This is a genomic window from Paraburkholderia caballeronis, from assembly GCF_900104845.1.
Lineage (GTDB): Bacteria > Pseudomonadota > Gammaproteobacteria > Burkholderiales > Burkholderiaceae > Paraburkholderia > Paraburkholderia caballeronis.
The window spans coordinates 1,958,327-1,977,769 of the sequence record NZ_FNSR01000001.1 but is presented as its reverse complement, the minus strand read 5'-3'; the positions used below and the strand labels follow the sequence as shown (position 1 = coordinate 1,977,769).

19 protein-coding genes are annotated in these 19,443 nt (G+C 69.7%); 4 read left to right on the top strand and 15 right to left on the bottom strand.

Translation table 11 applies throughout. The annotated features are described in order from the left end of the window. Positions 1-46: 46 nt before the first annotated feature. The 8 genes from BLV92_RS08780 to BLV92_RS08745 all read right to left on the bottom strand — a co-directional run bounded on the left by BLV92_RS08780 (position 47) and on the right by BLV92_RS08745 (position 10,081). The gene (locus BLV92_RS08780) at positions 47-1,897 is read right to left on the bottom strand and encodes a methyl-accepting chemotaxis protein (RefSeq protein WP_090546936.1); all 1,851 of its coding nucleotides are present in this window, start codon (positions 1,895-1,897) and stop codon (positions 47-49) included. A 264-nt stretch (positions 1,898-2,161) separates the two neighbouring features. Further along, positions 2,162-3,133: a ribokinase gene (gene rbsK / locus BLV92_RS08775; protein ID WP_090544113.1), complete on the bottom strand. Its 972-nt coding sequence runs from the start codon at positions 3,131-3,133 to the stop codon at positions 2,162-2,164. Positions 3,134-3,194: 61 nt separating this feature from the next. Then, entirely contained in the window at positions 3,195-4,238 is a 1,044-nt protein-coding gene (locus BLV92_RS08770) for a LacI family DNA-binding transcriptional regulator (protein WP_090544111.1), read from the bottom strand. Between the two features lie 128 nt (positions 4,239-4,366). Beyond that, entirely contained in the window at positions 4,367-5,356 is a 990-nt protein-coding gene (locus tag BLV92_RS08765) for an ABC transporter permease (RefSeq protein ID WP_090544109.1), read from the bottom strand. After that, positions 5,353-6,957: a sugar ABC transporter ATP-binding protein gene (locus tag BLV92_RS08760; protein ID WP_090546934.1), complete on the bottom strand. Its 1,605-nt coding sequence runs from the start codon at positions 6,955-6,957 to the stop codon at positions 5,353-5,355. Before BLV92_RS08760 ends, BLV92_RS08765 begins: the two co-directional genes overlap by 4 nt. A gap of 334 nt (positions 6,958-7,291) precedes the next feature. Beyond that, a complete protein-coding gene (locus BLV92_RS08755) occupies positions 7,292-8,251 on the bottom strand; it encodes a sugar ABC transporter substrate-binding protein (protein ID WP_090544107.1) in 960 nt (319 codons plus the stop codon). Positions 8,252-8,493: 242 nt separating this feature from the next. Continuing rightward, positions 8,494-9,471, bottom strand: coding sequence for a magnesium/cobalt transporter CorA (corA, locus tag BLV92_RS08750; RefSeq protein ID WP_090544105.1), 978 nt, complete (start codon positions 9,469-9,471; stop codon positions 8,494-8,496). Positions 9,472-9,661: 190 nt separating this feature from the next. Continuing rightward, complete coding sequence (locus BLV92_RS08745; protein ID WP_243842409.1) at positions 9,662-10,081, bottom strand: hypothetical protein; 420 nt, start codon at positions 10,079-10,081, stop codon at positions 9,662-9,664. A 550-nt stretch (positions 10,082-10,631) separates the two neighbouring features. Here BLV92_RS08745 and cydX point away from each other — a divergent pair. After that, positions 10,632-10,778 (top strand): cytochrome bd-I oxidase subunit CydX, encoded by a 147-nt coding sequence (gene cydX / locus BLV92_RS08740; RefSeq protein ID WP_090544103.1) that lies wholly within the window; start codon positions 10,632-10,634, stop codon positions 10,776-10,778. Next, the gene (locus BLV92_RS08735) at positions 10,775-11,374 is read left to right on the top strand and encodes a P-loop nucleotide/nucleoside kinase family protein (protein WP_090544101.1); all 600 of its coding nucleotides are present in this window, start codon (positions 10,775-10,777) and stop codon (positions 11,372-11,374) included. The genes cydX and BLV92_RS08735 overlap by 4 nt, the downstream gene beginning before the upstream one ends. A gap of 66 nt (positions 11,375-11,440) precedes the next feature. On the opposite strand, the gene BLV92_RS08730 is transcribed toward BLV92_RS08735, so the two are convergent. Then, positions 11,441-12,538 carry a saccharopine dehydrogenase family protein gene (locus BLV92_RS08730; RefSeq protein WP_090546933.1) on the bottom strand — a complete coding sequence of 366 codons (1,098 nt, stop codon included), beginning with the start codon at positions 12,536-12,538 and terminating at the stop codon, positions 11,441-11,443. A 173-nt stretch (positions 12,539-12,711) separates the two neighbouring features. Continuing rightward, a complete protein-coding gene (locus BLV92_RS08725) occupies positions 12,712-13,176 on the bottom strand; it encodes an Lrp/AsnC family transcriptional regulator (protein WP_090544099.1) in 465 nt (154 codons plus the stop codon). Between the two features lie 187 nt (positions 13,177-13,363). Here BLV92_RS08725 and BLV92_RS08720 point away from each other — a divergent pair, with 187 nt between their 5' ends. Together BLV92_RS08720 and BLV92_RS08715 are read left to right on the top strand one after the other, a co-directional pair. Further along, positions 13,364-13,870, top strand: coding sequence for a Spy/CpxP family protein refolding chaperone (locus tag BLV92_RS08720; protein WP_090544097.1), 507 nt, complete (start codon positions 13,364-13,366; stop codon positions 13,868-13,870). 198 nt (positions 13,871-14,068) lie between these two features. After that, positions 14,069-14,506: a PGDYG domain-containing protein gene (locus BLV92_RS08715; RefSeq protein WP_090544095.1), complete on the top strand. Its 438-nt coding sequence runs from the start codon at positions 14,069-14,071 to the stop codon at positions 14,504-14,506. 98 nt (positions 14,507-14,604) lie between these two features. Here the strand turns inward: BLV92_RS08715 and BLV92_RS08710 are convergent, their stop codons facing one another. The 5 genes from BLV92_RS08710 to BLV92_RS08690 all read right to left on the bottom strand — a co-directional run bounded on the left by BLV92_RS08710 (position 14,605) and on the right by BLV92_RS08690 (position 19,381). After that, a complete protein-coding gene (locus tag BLV92_RS08710; protein ID WP_090544093.1) occupies positions 14,605-14,970 on the bottom strand; it encodes a DUF3022 domain-containing protein in 366 nt (121 codons plus the stop codon). A 43-nt stretch (positions 14,971-15,013) separates the two neighbouring features. Next, the gene (locus BLV92_RS08705; protein ID WP_090544091.1) at positions 15,014-15,823 is read right to left on the bottom strand and encodes a YhfC family intramembrane metalloprotease; all 810 of its coding nucleotides are present in this window, start codon (positions 15,821-15,823) and stop codon (positions 15,014-15,016) included. 269 nt (positions 15,824-16,092) lie between these two features. Continuing rightward, a complete protein-coding gene (locus tag BLV92_RS08700) occupies positions 16,093-17,130 on the bottom strand; it encodes a LacI family DNA-binding transcriptional regulator (RefSeq protein ID WP_090544090.1) in 1,038 nt (345 codons plus the stop codon). Beyond that, positions 17,127-18,092, bottom strand: coding sequence for an NAD(P)-dependent oxidoreductase (locus BLV92_RS08695; RefSeq protein WP_090544088.1), 966 nt, complete (start codon positions 18,090-18,092; stop codon positions 17,127-17,129). Before BLV92_RS08695 ends, BLV92_RS08700 begins: the two co-directional genes overlap by 4 nt. Beyond that, on the bottom strand, positions 18,089-19,381 hold the full coding sequence (locus BLV92_RS08690; protein WP_090544086.1) for an MFS transporter: 1,293 nt from the start codon (positions 19,379-19,381) through the stop codon (positions 18,089-18,091). Before BLV92_RS08690 ends, BLV92_RS08695 begins: the two co-directional genes overlap by 4 nt. Positions 19,382-19,443 lie beyond the last annotated feature (62 nt).

The window sequence follows — 19,443 nt, the reverse complement described above, 5'->3', positions numbered from 1 at the left end:
GGTTCTGTCCATCATCCAGGACGGCGGCGTCCGCAGCTGCTGCGGCTCAGAAGGTTTCCCAGTCGTGATCGGCGCTCGCCGCGACGGGAGCCGCGGCGAGCGCCGGCGCGGGGCGACGCGGTTTCGGTGCCGCCCGCGCCGGGGCCGGTGAGCGGTCGCGAACGGCAGCAGCCGGACGGGCGGATATGACCGAGGCAGCCGAGGTGGCCGAGATGGCCGAGGCCGAAGCGGTCGCAGCCGCGCGCTGCGACACCGCGCCGGCCGTCCCCGCGCCCGTTGCCGCCGCGCCGGCAACGACAGCCCGCGCGGCAGGCCGACCCACCTCATGCGCGCCGCTGACCACCGTCCCCTGCGCACCGTCATCGACCCGAAACACCGCAACCGCCTCGCGCAGCCGGCCCGCCTGGTCCTCCAGCGACTGCGCGGCGGCGGCCGCCTGCTCGACCAGCGCCGCGTTCTGCTGCGTGACCTCGTCCATCTGCGCGACCGCGCGCGCGACGTCGTCGATCCCGCGCGCCTGCTCGCCGGACGCCGCCGCGATCTCGCCCATGATGTCGGTCACGCGCCGCACCGCGCCGATGATCTCGCCCATCGTGCGGCCCGCCTCGTCGACGAGCGCGGAGCCGGCCTGCACCCGCTCGACCGACGCGTCGATCAGCGCCTTGATCTCCTTCGCGGCCGCCGACGACCGCTGCGCGAGGCCGCGCACCTCGCCCGCGACCACCGCGAAGCCGCGCCCCTCCTCGCCCGCGCGCGCCGCCTCGACGGCCGCGTTCAGCGCGAGGATGTTGGTCTGGAACGCGATGCCCTCGATGATCGTGATGATGTCCGCGATCTTCGCGGAGCTGTCGTTGATGTCGCCCATCGTGCCGACCACCTGGTCGACGACCGCGCTGCCGCGGTTCGCGATCTCCGACGCGGTCGCCGCGAGCCCGCTCGCCTGGCGCGCGTTGTCGGCGTTCTGCTTCACCGTGCCGGTCAGTTCATCCATGCTCGACGCGGTGTGCTGCAACGCCGACGCCTGCTGTTCGGTGCGCGACGACAGGTCGAGGTTGCCCGCCGAAATCTCGCGCGTCGCGGTCGCGATCGACTCGCTGCCCGAGCGCACCGCGCGCACGGTGTCGATCAGGCTGCGCTGCATCTTCGCGATGCCGGCGAGCAGTTCGCCCATCTCGTCGCGCGCGTGCACGACGACCGGCCGCCGCAGGTCGCCCGCCGCGATCGCGTCGAAGTGGCCGAGCGCGTCCGCGAGCGGCCGCGCGATCGCGCGGCGCAGCCACACGAACGACAGCGCCGCCCCGGCGATGCCCGCGACCATCGCGGCGATGCATGCGATGCGCAACTGCGAGAACGCGGCCTGCGCGTCGTCGAAGCTGGTCTGCGCGTGCGCGGTCTGATAGCGGTTCAGTTCCTCGTCGGCCTTCGAGAGCCCGTCGTATGCCGCCTGCAGCGCCCTCGCGCCCGGCACGACGCTCGCGGTGTCGCCGGCCTTGACGGTCGCCGCGAACGCATCCGCCGCCGCATGCAGCGCGTCGCGTCGCGCCGACACCGTCTGCGCGAGCCGGTCGCCCTCCGCGCTGCGCGGCAGGTCGAGGAACTTCTTCCACCAGTCGTCCGAGATCCCGCGCATCATCCGCGCGCGGGCGAGCGTCGCGTCGACTTCCGGCGTGCCGATCAGGAACGCCGCGCGGTCGAGCACGAGCCGCTCGCGCGACGCATACAGCTCCGCCGACGCGACCGCGATCGCGGCCGGCATCCGCTCGGTGAAGGTGTCGCGGTTCGCGTTGTTCGAGCGCGTGAGGCCCAGCAGGCCGAGCACGCTGATCGCGACGACCAGCGCGGCCAGAAACGCCATCGCCAACCCGATCCGCGCCTTGATCGTGATGCCCTTGTTCATCGTCGTCCCCACCACGTAGTGCCTGTTGGCCTGGTCGGCTTGTTGTCGTGACAGCGAACGCGCAGCGAGTCCGCCGCCAGGCGCCGGTCCCGCGCAGCGTCCGACGTCCTGAATACGTTTACGGCAACGCTTTCTATCGCCTTGACAGGCGCATCCGTAGGGAAACTATCTAGTCGCAGGCAAAAAAAGATGCAAAAAGAATATTGCGGGGGAAGCAGCGGGAAGCGGCGGAAAGCAGCGGGAAGAAGTGCGGAAAAAACGCCGTCACGCGAGTTCGTCGAGCGTCGGAATCGACGGCTGCGCGCCCGCGCGCGTGACCGACAGCGCCGCTGCGCGCTGCGCGAAGCGGATCGCGTCGCGCGGCTCGACGCCGGCCGCGATCCGCGCGGCGAAACCGCCGATAAAGGTGTCGCCGGCCGCGGTCGTATCGACAGCCGCGACGCGCGGGGCCGGCCAGTGCTCGGCCGGCGCGTCGCCGATCAGCACGCAGACGCCCTGCGCGCCGAGCGTCACGAGCACGTTGTTCGCTCCCGCGCCGCGCAGCGCAACGGCCGCCTGCGCGGCCTCGCCCGGCACGGTCACCTGCAACCCGGTCAGCGCGGCCGCCTCCAGTTCGTTCGGCACCAGCCAGTCCACCAGCGGCAGCCAGTCGTCGGGCAGCGGCCCGGTCGCCGGCGCGGGGTTCAGGATCGTCGTCTTGCCGAGCCGGCGCGCGGTCGCGAGCGCCGCGCGCACCGCGTCGGGCGGCGTCTCAAGCTGGCAGACCACCACGTCGGCGCGCGCGAGCGCCGCCTCGTGCCGCGCGATCGTCGCGGGCGTCACTTCGCCGTTGCTGCCCGCGACGATCACGATCGCGTTCTGGCTGGCGTCGTCCACGACGATCAGCGCGACGCCGGTGGACGCATGCGCGGCGGTTTCCAGCGCCGCGCAGTCGATCCGCTCCGCGACGAGGCCCGCGCGCAGCAGCTCGCCGTTCGGGTCCGCGCCGACGCAGCCGATCATCGCGACGTCCGCGCCGAGCCGCGCGGCGGCGACCGCCTGGTTGCCGCCCTTGCCGCCCGCGACCTGCGCGAACGCGTGCCCGGCGAGCGTCTCGCCGGGGCGCGGCAGGCGCGGCGCCCGCGCGACGAGATCCATGTTCAGGCTGCCGACCACCGCGACCCGGCCGAGGCGCGCGCCGAGCGCCGTTTCGTCAACGTCCGCCACTTCCGGACCTGCTTCGTCTGTCGCCGCCATGTCCGCTCCTCGCAGAAACTCCGCCGCCGGGTCGTCTCGCCCGCGCGGCACGCCGCCGGGGTTACGCCGCGGCGAGCGACGTTTCCCCGGCCGCGCCGCTCCACGGCCCGGTCGATTCGCGCGCGAGCAGCCGCGGCGCGACCACGCGGCGGCGCATCGGCGTGCCGGCCGCCTTCGCGATGCCGGAAATCCGTTCGATCAGCGTGTGCGCGGCCATCTCGCCGAGCGCGCGCACCGAACGGCCGACCGTCGACAGCGACGGATAGGTGTAATGCCCGAGTTCGATGTCGTCGAAGCCGATGATCGAGCAGTCGGTCGGCACCGCGATCCCGCGCTCGGCCGCCGCGCGCAGCGCGCCGATGCCCATCATGTCGTTGCCCGCGAAGATCCCGGTCGGCCGCACCGTGTCGAACAGCCGCTGCGCGGCCTGGTAGCCGCCCGCGCCGGTGAAGTCGCTCTCGACGATCGCCCCTTCCGCGATCTCGATCCCGCGCTGCGCGAGCGCCCGCAGGAAACCGTGCACGCGCATCGCGCTGACCGCCGTCGTCACCGGCCCGGTGATGCAGCCGATCCGCACGTGCCCGAGCTTCAGCAAATGGCGGGTAGCAAGCCACGCGCCGCGCTCGTGATCGATCTGCACGAGGTCCGCGTTCAGGCCCTCGATGTTGCGATCGACGACCACGATCGGCTCGCTCGCGTCCGACAGCGCCCGCGCGAGCACCGCGTCGTCGCCGGCCGACGCGACGATGAGGCCGTCGATCCGCTTCTCGCGCAGCACCCGCAGGTAACTCTGCTGCTTGCCCGGATCGTCGTCCGAATTGCAGAAGAACACGCAGTAACCCTTCGCCGCGCACGCGTCCTCGACGCCGCGCGCCAGTTCCGCGAAATACGGATTCGTGCCGTTCGGCACCAGCAAGCCGACCGTCGCCGTCGAGCGCGCCTTCAGCGAGCGCGCGACCGCCGACGGCACGTAGTTCAGCTCGCGGATCGCCAGTTCGACCTTCGCCCGCACGTCGGCCGATACCGGCCGCGAATTGTTCACGACATGCGACACCGTGGTGAACGACACCCCCGCCACCGCAGCCACGTCCTTGATCGTCGCCATTTCCCTGTGATACTCCCTGCCTCGTTACCGCCTGTCGCCGCTCCGGCCGCGCCGCACGCGCGCCGGAACCGCGGTTGCCCCCGACGGTCCGGCGACCCCGCGCGGACCGAACTCACGTCAACTGCCTGTCATGGCCTGCGCCGCCGGCTGCGGTACGTGTCGAGCACGACCGCGACGACGATCACCGTGCCGGTGATGATCCGCTTGGTCGGCTCGTTCGCGCCGATCTGCGCGAGACCGGCGGCCAGCACCGAGATGATCAACACGCCGAAAAACGTGCTGATGACCGAGCCGCGCCCGCCCATCAGACTCGTGCCGCCGATCACGACGGCCGCGATCACCTGCAGTTCGAGGCCGGCGCCCGCGTTCGGGTCCGCCGCTTCGAGCCGCGAAATCTGGAACAGCGCGGCGAGCCCGGACAACGCGCCCATCAGCGCGAACACCGCGACCTTGTACGGCCTGGGATCGACGCCCGCGAGCCGCACCGCTTCCTCGTTCGTGCCGATCCCGATCAGGTAGCGGCCGAACACCGTGCGCGTCAGCGCGAGCTGCGCGACCCCCATCACCGCGACCGCCGCGACGAACGCCGGCGAAATGCCGAACGCGATCGGGTTCGACAGGAAGTCGAACGCGTCGCCGATGTACGCGGTGCGCGAATCGGTCATCCGGTACGCGAGGCCGCGCGCGGCCTCCAGCACGCCGAGCGACACGATGAACGACGGAATCCGCCACGCGACCGTGACCGCGCCGGTCAGCGTGCCGGCCGCGGCCGCCGCCGCGACGCCGAGCAGCGCGGCCGGCAGCGCAGGCCAGTGCCAGCGCAGCGCGGCGACGCTGACCACCGACGCGCCGAGCGCGAGCACCGAGCCGACCGACAGGTCGATCCCCGCGATGATGAGCACGAACGTCATGCCGACCGCCATCACGACCAGATCCGGGATCTGGTTGGCGATCGTGCTGAACGTGTCGTAGGTCAGGAAATGCGAACTGAGCAGCGAGAAGAGCACGATCATCGCAACGAGCGCAAGCCCGAGGCCGAGATAGTTCGACAGCCCGAAGCGCGTGCCGGCCGGCTTCGCGCCCGCTTGAGAGGGATCGTGCAGCGGCTGGCCGGTCATCGCGCGCGCTCCACGCCGGCCGCCGCGTGGCCGAGCAGCGCGTCGCGGCTGCGGTAGCCGGCGAACGCCGCGCCGAGCAGCGCATCCTCGCTCCATTCGCCGCGCGCGAACACCGCGTCCATCCGCCCCGCCGACATCACGCCGATCCGGTCGCAGATCAGCATCAGCTCGCGCAGGTCGCTCGACACGACGACGAGCGCGCGGCCTTCCCGCGCCAGCGCGCCCATCAGCGCGTAGATGTCGAACTTCGCGCCGACGTCGATGCCGCGCGTCGGCTCGTCGAACAGCAGCACCCGGCAGTCGCGCGCGAGCCAGCGCGCGATCACGACCTTCTGCTGGTTGCCGCCCGACAGTTCCGCGACCGGCTGCGCGGGGCCGCTCGTGCGAATCCGCAGCGCGTCGATCTGCCGGCGCGCGAGCGCGTTTTCGCGCGCCGCGTCGACGATCCCGTAGCGCGACACCGCGCCCAGCTGGCCGAGCGTCACGTTTGCGGCGACCGGCTGCGGCAGCAGCAAACCTTCGCCCTTGCGGTCCTCGGTGATCAGCGCGACACCGTGGCGCACCGCGTCCACCGGCGAGTCGATGCGCACCGGGACCGGCTCGCCGCCGCCGCGCGGCGCAAGCGCGACCGTGCCGCGGTCGCGGCGGTCCGCGCCGTACACGAGCCGCAGCAGTTCGGTGCGGCCCGCGCCGATCAGCCCGGAGAGGCCGAAAATTTCGCCCGCGCGCACGTCGAACGACACGTCGCGCACGACGCTGCCGCGGCCGATCCCCTCCACCTTCAGCAGCGGCGCGCCGATGCGGCGCTCGCCAAGGTCGATCCGCTCGCCGATCTCGCGCCCGACCATCGCCGCGACGATCTTCTCGGGCGTCAGGCTGCCGATCGCGTCGACGCGCACCAGCCGGCCGTCGCGCAGCACCGCGACGCGCTGCGCGATCCGCGCGAGTTCGTCGAGCCGGTGCGAGATGTAGACGATTGCGACGCCGCGCGCCTTCAGCCGTGCGATCTGCTCGAACAGCAGTGCGACTTCGCGGCCGGTCAGCATCGCGGTCGGTTCGTCGAGGATCAGCACGCGGGTGTCGCCGGTCAGGTTGCGGGCGATCTCGACCAGTTGCTGATGGCCGATCCCGAGTTCGCCGACCGGCGTCGCCGGGTCGATCGCGTCGAGTCCGACCCGCGCCATCGCCGTGCGCGCGTCGGCGTCGAGCCGCCTGCGGTCGATCCAGCCGAAACGGAGCGGGCCGCCGTGCGGCAGCCGGTTCAGGAACAGGTTTTCGGCGACGGTCAGCGTCGGCAGCAGGTTCAGCTCCTGCATCACCATCCGCACGCCGAGCGCCTCGGCGTCGCGGCGGCTCGCGGGTTCATACGGGCGGCCCAGCAGTTGCATCGCGCCGGCATCCGGCGCGACCAGCCCGCCGACGATCTTCGACAGCGTGCTCTTGCCCGCGCCGTTCTCGCCCGTGAGCGCCAGCACCTCGCCCCCATGCAGGGCAAGGCTCACGTCGGTAAGCACCGGCTGCTCGTAAGTCTTGCCGACGCCCGTCACGGTCAGCACGGGCGGTGCTGACGACGACGGCCCGTCGGGGGCGTTTGCATCCATCACGATCCTGTTGTCGCGAACCGCGCGCCACCTGCCGCGCACGGTCGTGCCATGGGACGCCGACGCGCTCGTGGCGCGCGCTCCCGGCAGCCCGGCGGCCTCTGCGGCGCCGGCTGAGTCGGAACCATGCCGCCGCGCCGTGCGATGCGCGAGGTCCGGCCCGCACCGCATCCGGCGACGCCGCCGGGCTCGGCCAACGCTTTGCCAACGCTTCGCCGGCGCTTTGCCGCATGGTCGTTACGTATCAAATAACGGCCGCGCGGCGCTTTTCTTGAGCATTTATTTCAGACATCACGACGGCGATATGGCCGCCGGACTACGACGCCGGACCTCCTCACTTCGTCACGAGCACGACCGGCGTTTCGACGACGCCGGACAACTCCGACTGCTTCTTGTGGCCGGAAAGCGCCTTCAGCGCCGTGTCGATGCCGAACACCGCCTGCTTCGCCGCGAACTGGTCGGCGGTCGCGAGCACGCGGCCGTCCTTCAGCATCGGCCGGATCGCGTCGATGTTGTCGTAGCCGACCACGAGCACCTTGCCCTGGCGCCCCGCCGCGCGCACCGCCGACACCGCGCCGATCGCCATGTTGTCGTTGCCGCACAGCAGCGCCTTCAGGTTCGGGTATTCGTTGAGCATCGCCGACGCGACCGCGTTGCCCTTGTCGATCTCCCATTCGCCGGACTGCACCGACACGATCTTCGCGCCGACGACCTGCATCGCGTCCTTGAAGCCGGCGGTGCGCTGCTGCGCGTTGGTCGTCGTCGACACGCCCTCGACGATGCCGACCTCGTCGCCCGCCTTCAGCCGCTTGCCGAGATAGTCGCCGACGAGGCGCGCGCCCTTGCGGTTGTCCGGGCCGACGAACGGCACGTTCAGGTCCTTCGACTTCAGCACGTCCGGGTCGAGCCGGTTGTCGATGTTGACGACGATGATCCCGGCGTCGACCGCCTTCTTCACGACCGGCACGAGCGCCTTCGAATCGGCTGGCGCGAGCACGATCGCATCGACCTTCGACACGATCATCTGTTCGACGATCTGGATCTGCGCGGTGGTGTCGGTCTCGTTGCGGATGCCGTTCGTCACGAGGTCGAACGTCGACGCGTTGTGCTTCTGGTAGTCCTTCGCGCCGGTCTCCATCGTCAGGAAGAACTCGTTCGCAAGCGACTTCATCACGAGCGCGACCTTCGGCTTGCCGCCGGCCGGCTGCTGCGCCTGCGCGGCAAGCGGCAGCGCGGCGGCCGCGCAGAGCGCGACGGCGGCCGCGACGACGCGGCGGCGATAGCGGGATTCCATCGTGGCAGTCTCCTGGTGGTTCGTCTTTTTGTCGGCCTGTCCGCCCGTGGATCCGCCCCGCGGCGGCGGGGCTCCGGGCGAACCCGTAGAGGATGCGGAACAGCGTGCGCGGCGCGTGGAAAACGTTGTCGCGCACCCATTCTCGGCGCGCGGCGTTCGCGGTGTCAACGCCAGGCGGTGCTGCTGCGCACACAGCGCATGCGGCGGCCCGACGCGCGCGGTCCGGTCCGCGCGCGCGACCGTCACAGCCAGCTGGCGCGGCGGAACAGGAAAAACAGCACCACGTCGATCACGACCATCATCGCAATGCACAGCGGATAACCGAAACGGAAGTGCAGCTCGGGGATGTACTGGAAGTTCATCCCGTAGATGCCGGCGATCATCGTCGGCACCGCGAACAGCGCGGCGAACGAGCCGAGCCGCTTCGTCACCTCGCTCTCCGCGAGCGAGATCATGCCGAGGTTCACCTGCACCGCGGTGACGACCATCTCGCGGCGCGCGTCGATCGAGTTCGCGACCCGGACCAGATGGTCGTACACGTCGCGGTAATACGCCTGCATGCCGACGCAGATCTGCGGAATGCGGCCGCCGACCAGCTTGCCGACCGCATCGACGAGCGGCGCGACATGGTGCTGCAAGATCACGAGGCGGCGCTTGAGCGAGTACAGGTCCTCGATGATCGCGCGCGATGCCGCGAGCGTCTGCTTCTCGAAGATGCGGTCCTCCAGTTCGTCGATCTCGTTCGCGAGCGCCTCGATCACCGGCATGTAGCGATCGACCACGCTGTCCATCAGCGCATACAGCACGAAACCCGCGCCCTCGTTCAGCAGTTCCGGCTCGCGCTCGCAGCGCGCGCGCACGTCGCGAAAACCCTGCTGCGCGCGATGCCGGACCGACAGCACGAAGTTCGGCCCGGCGAACACGTTCACCTGGCCCGTGACGAGTTCGCCGTCGTCGTCCAGTTCGATCGTGTGCAGCACCGCGAACAGCGTGTTGCCGAACTCGTCGATCTTCGGCCGCTGGTTGCCGTTCATCACGTCCTCGATCGCGAGTTCGTGCAGCCCGAACTCCTCCTTCATCGCGGCCATCTCGCCCGCGTCCGGGTCCTTCAGCGCGACCCACACGAAGCACTCGGGCTTCGACAGATAGTCGCTGATGTCCGGGATCGCGACGTCGGCCAGTTTTCTGCCGCCCTGATACGCGGCGCAATTGATGAGCATGTCGTCCTGTCCTGCCAGCGCGCGCGTTGCACGCGCAATGATGGGGTGAGTTGCGGGGGTGCGTCGAATACGCATCGGCCGCCAGTTTAAGGGGTTCCGCGCGGCGACGCCGATTGCGGCGCCCGGGGCGTTCAGGCGTTCGCCGCGCCCACGCCGGCCGCCATGGCCGCCGCTGCCGCACGCCGCCGGCTCAGCGCGCGACGCGGCGGATCGCGACCCGGTCGTCCGCGTCGAACCCGACGCTCGCGCGGTTCACGCGGCGCGCATCGACGACGAACCGGATCTCGACGACCGGATCGAACTGCGTGGACACGCCGATCCGATGCTCGCCCGGCTTCAGGTACAGCACGAGATGCTCGCCGTTCATCAAGTCGGCCACGCGCTCGCCGTCGACATAGACCGGCGCGGCGCGAAACCGGACGATGACGTTCGCTGACCGCTCGCGGCGCACGTCCACGAGCACGAGGCCGTCGCCGGGCTGCGTGAAGCCGGCGGCGACGATCCGGTCGGCCGGCACCGGGCGGAACGGCACCGGCGGCGCGGGCGACTCGGCGCAGCCGGCCAGCGTGACGACGACGAGCGCGAACGCGGCGACCGTGTGTGGACGCATAGGCGGATTCCCCCCGGATGACGCGGCGGCCGCGCGACCGCGACCCGCGCCCATGATAACCGCCGCGCGGGCCGGGCGGCCGCGGCGAGCGGCGGCTTGCGTGGGTGGGCGCACGATCGTTGCGGGTTGGGCGTTGCAGGCTGGGCGGTTCGCGCAAACGCCTGCTAGACCGTGCATCGGAAGGCGCGCGTCAACCGTCGTCGATCATCCGGCAGGCATGACCCGGCTCTGCCCCGCCTCGCGGCTGGTCGCGCTCCGGATCGATGGTATATGCTTGTCCGCATCGTCCGGCGTCGTTCGCCGGAATCACGGCAGGAACGCCAGGTACAACGGCAACCGTCTTTATGGGATCGGGGTATGCGCTGAAGCGAAGTGCTAACTCCGATCGGCAGCTTTGCATGGGACCGGAGTAAGCGCTGAAGCGCCAACTCCGATCGACCGCTTTGCATGGGACCGGAGTAAGCGCTGAAGCGCTAACTCCGATCGACCGCTTTGCATGGGATCGGAGTAAGCGCTAAAGCGCTAACTCCGATCGACAGGAGACAGCGCGATGTGGTACTTCTCGTGGATTCTCGGCATCGGCGTGGCGCTCGGCTTCGGCATCATCAACGTGATGTGGCTCGAAGCGAACGGCAAGCTCCTCGACGGCGACACCAACAGCACATCGGGCGGCGACACCCGGGACACCCGCACGTGACGCGGCTGGTGTTCGTCTGCGGACACGCCGGCACCGGCAAGACCACGCTCGCGAAACGACTCGCCGCGCCGCTTGCGCAGGCCACTGGCGAACCGCTCTGCCTGCTCGACAAGGACACGCTGTACGGCCGCTACAGCGCGGCCGTGATGGGCATGCTCACCGGCGATCCGAACGACCGCGACAGCCCGCTGTTCCTCCAGCATCTGCGCGACCCCGAGTATCAGGGGCTGCTCGACACCGCGCGCGAGAACCTCGCAATGGGCGTCGGCGCGATCGTCGTCGGGCCGCTGTCGCGCGAGGTGCGCGACCGGCGGCTGTTCGATCGTGAATGGCTGCGCGTCGGCCCCGAGGTCGCGGTCAGCGTCGTGTGGGTGCAGACGTCGGAAGCGGCCGCGCGCGAGCGCATCGAGCGGCGCGCCAACCCGGGCGACGCGTACAAGCTCTCGCACTGGGACGAATACCGGCAGCGCCGCTTCGAGCCGTCCGATGCGCAATGCGACGGTCTGCTGATATTCGACAACACCGCGCCGACCAATGCGGATTTCGACGCGCTGGTCCGCCGCATCGTCGCCGATCCCGCGAAAAACGCCGATTGAAAAACGCCATGAAAAAAGCCGGCTGAAGCGCCGGCTTTCGTCATTGCATCTGCCTCCGCGCCACGCTCACGCGGCGACCCGCACGTCGAGCGGCGCGCCGTCGTACAGCCGTCCGAAGCGATTCGCGAGAAACGCATCGAGCGGCACCTGCTCCTGACGCACGAACCCCGCCTGCGGCAGCTTCTTCTCGCGGAACAGGTCGAGCACCGCGCACATCGCGCCCGCGGTCGTGATCTGGATCGCGCTCATCGGCATCCCGCAGACGGTGCCGGCAAACACCTTGCGCGTGAACACCTCCTGCACCAGTTGCCCGTCGCGCATCCCCGTCACCGTGATGAACACGAGCACGACGTCCTGCCCGGTCGACGGCACCGCGCGGCGCAGCATCGACTTCAGCGTGTCGCGGTCGTCGGCGAGGCGCAGGTCTTCGAGCAGGAACTGCATCAGGTCGCGATGGCCCGGATAACGGACCGACTTGTAGTCGAGCGCGCCGACGCGGCCGGCCAGCGTCTCGCACAGCGTGCCGAGCCCGCCCGACGTGTTGAACGCCTCGTACTCGACGCCGTCGAGCGAAAAATGTTCGAGGCCTTCGAGCGGCTGCACCCATTGCGTCCGGCCATCGCGAATCGCTTCGCACGGCTGGCAATACTCGTTGATGAGTCCGTCGACGCTCCACGTCAGGTTGTACTTCAGCGCATTGGTCGGGAACTGCGGCAGCGCGCCGACCCGCATCTTCACGTCGCGGATCCCGGTGAAGCGGTTCGCGAGCGCATGCGCGGCAAGGCCGATGAAACCCGGCGCGAGCCCGCATTGCGGCATGAATACGTGCTCCGCGCTGTCCGCGAGACTGCGGATCGCGTGCGTCGCGCGCACGTCCTCGGTCAGGTCGAAATAATGGACGCCCGCGCCCTTCGCGGCCGCCGCGACGTTCACCGCGAGGTAATACGGCAGCGCGTTCACGAGCACGTCGAAACCCTGCAACGCGGCGCGCAGCGCGGCCGCGTCCGCCGAATCGACGCGGCGGGTCGGAATGCCGGCCGCCGCGAGGGCGTCGAGCGCGTGCGCGTCGCGGTCGAATGCGGCGACTTCGTAGTCGCCGGTCTCGCGCAGCATCTGCGCAATGGTGTGGCCGATCAGGCCCGCGCCTGCGATCGCAACTTTCATGAGCATCTCCTTTGTTCTGGTGTCCGGACAGGCCGCGCCCGTATCGGCTCCAGTCTAGGGAGGTGCAAAATCAGTTGCGAGCCGCAAAATGCTGCGTTTCGACCGGTATTTTCGTCATTTCGACGAACTCATACTGCAAAACGTCGAAAACACCGTTCCGCGTGCGATGCGCGTCAGCCGGTGACCGAGCCGCGATCGACCTTGCGCGCGAGCACGATCGACGTCGTCGTGCGTTCGACGCCGGTCATCGCGCCGATCTGGTCGAGCAGATCGTTCAGCCGCTCCGGCGAATCCGCGCGCAGCCACGCGACATAGTCGTACTCGCCGCTGACCGCGCACAGCAACTGCACCTCGGGCATCTTCGCGAGACGCTTCTGCACGTCCGCGCCGTGCTTCGGCCCGATGATGAGGCCGACCCATGCCTGGATGCTCGCGTCGAGCACGTCCTGCCCGAGCCGCACGCCGTACCCCGCGATCACCTGCGTGCGTTCGAGCCGCGCGATCCGCGCGAGCACCGTCGTGCGCGCGACGCCGAGCCGGCGCGCGAGATTCGCGACGCTCTCCCGCGCGTTTTCCTGAAGCAGCGCGACGAGGCTGCGGTCGAGTTCGTCGAGCTGGTCGAGGCGCGGCGGTCTCATCGAATCAAAGGCTCACGGTGAAGGGAAGTGCCGTCATTATCGCGCGACATACCGCGGGCTTACGATGCGTTTCGTTTGTAAGCAGTTGTCGCAACCGGGGTGCGATGCCGCGATAACGTGGTACTAATAGCGGCTGCGATGAACAGGCATCGCGCCATCTCGCTACGAAACGATTCAAGGAGCAACAATGAAGAAAGCTTTTGTCGTTCTTGCCGCCACGCTGTCGATCGGCAGTGCGTTCGCACAGACCGCGGCACCGGCTGCCGCGCCCACGGCCGCATCGGCCGCCGCGCATCGCGAACAGCGCGTCGAGGAACGCATCGCCTACCTGCACTCCGCGCTGAAGATCACGCCGGCGCAGGAAACGCAGTGGAACGCATTCGCGGACGTGATGCGCGCGAACGGCCAGTCGATGAGCCAACTGTTTCAACAACGCGCGGCCACCGAAAAGCGTTCCGCGCTCGACGACATGAAGCAGTACGCGCAGATCTCGCAGGTCCACGCGGACGACATGCAGAAGCTCGTCAGCGCGTTCGAGCCGCTGTACAACAGCCTGTCGCCGGAACAGAAGGCGCTCGCCGACACGACGTTCCGCGAGCATGGCCAGCCGCCGGCCCGCCGTGGCGCGCATCACGGCAAGCGCGGCGCGAAGCCGGCCGAAGCCGCGCCGGCCAGCGCCGCCGACGCGCAATAAGCGCGCTGGCGTCAACAAGCAACACTAGCAGCAGCGGGCGCGTTCGGCCCGCGCCACATCGACGATCGGCCGGCGTGCGCGCCGGTCGATTTCGCGGTACGCTTGCGGGCCGCGCGACGGCCGGGCCATGGTTGAACCATGACCCGGCCGTCGTCTTTTCAGCACGCCTGCCGAACGCACGACCCGCACCGCCCTCTCATGATCGAACTGACCCAACTCGACCTGCGCAGCGATCCCGCCGCGCAACGCGTCGTCAAGGACGAAACCGTCACCGTCGAATTCGCCCCGGCCACGGGCGAACTGATGAGCCTCGAAGGCCCGAACCGTTATGCGCGCGGCGACGCGCTCATCACCGGCTCGACCGGCGACCGCTGGGTCGTGTCGCGCGAACGCTTCGATCCGAAGTACCTGCCCGCCGATCCGTCACTCGCACACGGCGAGCCGGGCCGCTATCGCAACCGCCCGGCCGTCGTGCTCGCGAAACGGATGGACGAGCCGTTCACGATCGTGCGCTCCGCAACCGGCGGCGACCGGCTGACCGGCGCGGCCGGCGACTGGGTGATGCAGTACGCGCCGGGCGATTATGGCGTCGTGCAGGCCGCGCGGTTCGCGAAGGTGTATCGCATCGCGGACTGACTTCGCCAGGCGCACCACCCGCGCGTGATCCGACGCAAATGCGCCGACGCAAACGCGCCGACGCAAACGCATCACGCAAACCCCAAACCCCAAACCCATCACGCAAACTCTTCGTCCAGCGCGATCTCGACTTCGCGCGGCACGCTCTCGCCTTTCGCGTGCTGTTCTTCGAGCGAGCCGAGCGTCGCTTCGACATACGCGCGCAGCACCGCGAAGCTGCGGCTCCGCAGCCGCGCCGGCAACGCGCGATAACGCGCGAGCGCGGCCGGCGCGATCGCGATGGTGATCGTCATCCGGCGCGCGGCGGCGCCAAAGCGCATCGCGACCCAGTGGACCGTCAATTGCGGCGTGCCGTCGTCGGCCGGCAGTTCGGCGAAACGCGTCTGCTCGGGGAACAGGTCGGCGATCACGCGCGCGAGTTCCTCGAAATCGGGACTCGCGCATTCGTACAGATAAGCTTCCATCGATTCCCACGAATTCAGTTGAGAGGACCGGGCCGGCGCGCGCTCATGCGGCGCGCGCGATGGGCCGGTTCGAACGGCAGGCCCTGAACAGCGCGATCGCGACGAGAATCGCGGCGGCCACATAAACGCCATCGACGACCGTCAGCGAAACGAGCCGCGCCTGATACATCGCGGCGGGCAGATCGATCAGCGCATGCGCGGCGATCGCGACCGGCAGGATCGTCTTCGAGCCCGCGCGTACGCCGCGCCACATCAGCACCGACAGGCCAAGCTGGAACACCAGCGCGGCGATGCGCTCGATCACGAATATGCCCGCGAACTGCGGCGACAGCGTGGCGAGAATCAGATGCACGCGCAGCACCGCATCGACGCTCAGGTTGGTCAGGTGCGAATCGAGTTCGCCGCGGTTCGCGAGCACCGCGAACGTGATCCACTGCACCTGCACGAGCACGCCGACGAGCCACGCCTCCGCGCCGCCATGACCGATCCCGTAGCCGAGTCCCGTGCTGTCCACCGGCGCGTTGCCGCGCACGCCGCTGCGCCCGTTCAGCATCCGCATCGCGAGGTAGCGCCCGACCTCTTCGCAGACGCCCGCGACCAGCGCGCCATACGCGACGAACGCGACCGGATTCGCGAGCCACGCGGCGGCCGGGCCGTCGGCGCGCAGCACGTAGCCGTTCAGCGCGCGCTCGATCACCGTCGCGAACAGCGCGAACACCGCGATGCCGGCGACGGTGTCGCGCCAGTCGAGCGCGAACGGCTTCGCGAGGCGTCGATAAAGGATGATCGGAGCGAGTGCGACGAGCGCCGTCGCGAGCGAAAGGCAGATCAGCGTGAGGGGGGCTACCGGCATAACGTTCCTTGCGTCGATCGGCGCGCTCGATGCGCGCCGCAGCCCGAATGATCGCAGATATTCGGGCGCGGACGCATATGAGGCCGCCTGACGTGTGGCGAACGCCGTATGCAGCGGGACGCCGCGGCATCGAATGCGCGATCGGGCAGTGCGAGGAAACTTGCCTGCCCTGCTTGCCCGCAGCCCTGGCCGACTCGGCCTCGCCGACCGAGCCGAAATCCGCCATCGAGTCCGCACAGCCCGATTCCTGCGCGCCACACGACGCCCACTCAACCGCCGGTCGAAGCCCTCACGACCAGTTCCCCGGCGAATGCCGCCACGCGCGCCGCGACCGCCGCGCCTTCGATCCGCTCGTTCAGGAATTCGACCGCGCGATAGCCGATCTCGTGCGTCGGCTGCCGGATCGTCGTGATGCCCGCGAGTTCGGCCCAGTCCGGATCGTCGACCGACAGCAGCGCGACCCGCTGCTGCCATTGCACGCCGTAACGCGCCTTCAGATGTAGCGCGACGTGCAGCGCGACTGGCGCGTTCGCCGCGAACAGCGCGCAGCGCGCGCCGCGTCGCGCGGCGTCCGCGATCCGCTCGTCGAGCGTCGCGAACGCGCGGACCACCGCGTCCTCGTCCTGCAGGTCGAGCACCAGCGTGCCGCCGCGCGCGGGCGGCGCGGCGTCGAGCGCGGCGCGAAACGCATGCGCGCGCTCGCGCCGCGAACTCACGTGCTCGAACGGCTGCACGACGAACTGGATGTCGTCGTAGCCGCGCGCCAGCAGATGCTCGGTGCCGAGCCGCGCGGCCGCCGCGTTGTCGAGGCCGACCACGTCCGCGTCGAGCCCTTCCACCGCGCGGTCGATCAGCACCGCCGGAATCCCGCCGCTGCCGACCGGCCGCAGCGTCGCCTCGCGCACGCCGAGCGCGTTCACGATCACGCCTTCGACGCGATACGTGGTCAGCAATTGCAGATAACGGCGCTCCATCTCGACTTCGTTCGCCGCGTGGCAGATCAGCGGCATGTAGCCGAGCGCGTGGCACGCGGCCTCGACGCCTTGCAGCACCTCGACCGAATACGGGTTCGCGAGGTCCGCGATCAACAGGCCGATCAGCCGGTTGCGGCCGCGCTTCAACCCGCGCGCCATCTGGTTCGGCCGGTAGTCGAGCCGTTCGATCGCCGCCTCGATCCGCGCGCGCAGTTCCGGCGACAGCACGTTCAGCTCGCCGTTCAGATACCGCGAGATGCTGGTCTTGCCGGTGCCCGCCTCGCGCGCGACGTCGCTGATCGTCGCGCGCCGCGGAACGACGCCGCCCGTCATCGCGCGAGCACCTCGCGGTTCACGACGTTGCGGGTCAGCGTGCCGTCGAGCGCGGCGATCAGGTTCTCGGCCGCGCAGCGCGCCATCGCGTGGCGCGTCTCGTGCGTCGCGGAACCGATGTGCGGCAGCGCGACGACGTTCGGCATCGCGAGCAGCGGCGAATCGGCCGGCAGCGGCTCGGTCTCGAACACGTCGAGCCCCGCGCCGCGGATCGTGCCGTCGCGCAGCGCGTCGATCAGCGCGGGCTCGTCGACCGTCGCGCCGCGCGACGCGTTGATCAGGATCGCGTCGCGCTTCATCTTGCGCAGTTCGGCCGCGCCGATCAGGTGTCGCGTCGCGTCGGTGAGCGGCACCTGAAGGCACACGAAATCCGACGTCGCGAGCAGTTCGTCGAGTTCGACGCGGCGCGCGCCATACAGGCGTTCCGCGTCCGCATTCGGGCTGCGGTTCGTGTACAGCACCCGCATGTTGAAGCCGAGCGCCGCGCGCCGCGCGACCGCGCCGCCGATGCGGCCGAGCCCGACGATGCCGAGCGTCTTGCCCTGCACGTCGACGCCGAACTGCGCCGGGCCGATGCTCGCCTTCCAGTGGCCGGCCTTTACCCATTCGGCCAGCTCGACGACGCGCCGCGCACTCGCGAGAATCAGCGAGAACACCGTGTCGGCGGTCGATTCGGTCAGCACGTCCGGCGTGTGCGCGAGCACGATGCCGCGCCGCGTGAGGTCCGCCACGTCGAAGTTGTCGTAACCGACCGAGATCGTCGACAGCGCCTTCACGCGCGAGCCGTCGAGCATCGCCGGCGCGATCTTCACGCTCGCGCCGATCGCGCCGTCCGCGTCGCGCAATGCGGCCGCGAGCGCGCCCGGCTGGTCCGCGTCGACTTCGACGACGTCCGCGTGCTCGCGCAGATACGCCGACACGTCGGCAGGCAGGGTCTTGTAGGCGACGATTGTGGGTTTCATGTCCGTTGTTTTCCGTGCAGGGGCGTGACGGCCGCGGAGGCGTCGTCGGGCCGGGACTTCACCGCGAGCGTGAGGCCGACCGCGACGACAAGCGCGGCGCTCATGAACGCATAGGATGCCGCAGGCGAGCCGGTTGCGCCATTCAGATAGCCGACCACGTACGAGCCGACGAACGAGCCGAGCGCGCCCATGCTGTTGATCAGCGCCATCGCGCCGCCGGCGACGTTCTTCGGCAGCAGTTCCGGCACGATCGCGAAGAACGGGCCGTACGGCGCGTACATCGCCGCGCCCGCGATCACGAGCAGCGCGTACGACAGCCAGAAGTGGGTCGCGCCGAGCGCATACGACGCGGCGAACGCGAGCGCGCCGAGCGCGAGGAACGGCCACACGAAACGCTTGCGGTGCTGCGTGCGGTCCGACGCCCACGACGTCGCGAGCATCGCGATCGTCGCCGCGAGATACGGCAGCGCGGACAGCCAGCCGGTCTCGACCATGCCGAGCGACGAGCCGTTCTTCACGATCGACGGCAGCCACAGCACGAAGCCGTACACGCCGATGCTCCAGCAGAAGTACTGCGCGCTCAGCAGCATCACGGCCGGCGTGCGGAACGCGTCCGCGTAGTTGCGCACCGGACGGATCGCCGCCTGCTCCGCGCGCAAGGCGGCGTCGAGGTCGCGCTTCTCGGCGTCGGTCAGCCACGCCACGTCGGCCGGCCGGTCGCGCACGAGCAGCCACCAGCAGACCGCCCAGACGACCGCCGGCACGCCTTCCGCGACGAACATGTGACGCCAGCCGAACGAATGCACGAGATACCCGGATACGACCGACATCCACAGCACCGTGACCGGGTTGCCGAGAATCAGGAACGTGTTCGCGCGCGAACGCTCGCGTTTCGTGAACCAGTGGCTGATGAAGATGAGCATCGCGGGCATCACCGCGGCCTCGACGATGCCGAGCGCGAAGCGGATGACCATCAGCGACGGGATGTTCGTGACGACGCCGGTCAGCGCCGCGCAGCCGCCCCACAGCACGAGACTCGCGAACACGAGCTTGCGCACGCTGCGGCGTTCCGCGTACATCGCGCCGGGAATCTGGAAGAAGAAGTAGCCGAGGAAGAACAGCGCGCCGATCAGCGACGACAGCCCGGCGCTGATGCCGAGGTCGCGGTTGATGCCGGCCGCCGACGCGAAGCCGTAGTTCGCGCGGTCCAGATACGCGAGGCTGTAGGTGATGAACACGATCGGCATGATCGCCCACCAGCGGCGCGGTGCGAGCGTAGTCGGGGTCATCGTTGTCTCCTTTGAGGTAGTCGTTGGCGGCGGCGCGGGTCGTGGCTCATGGCCCGTTCGCT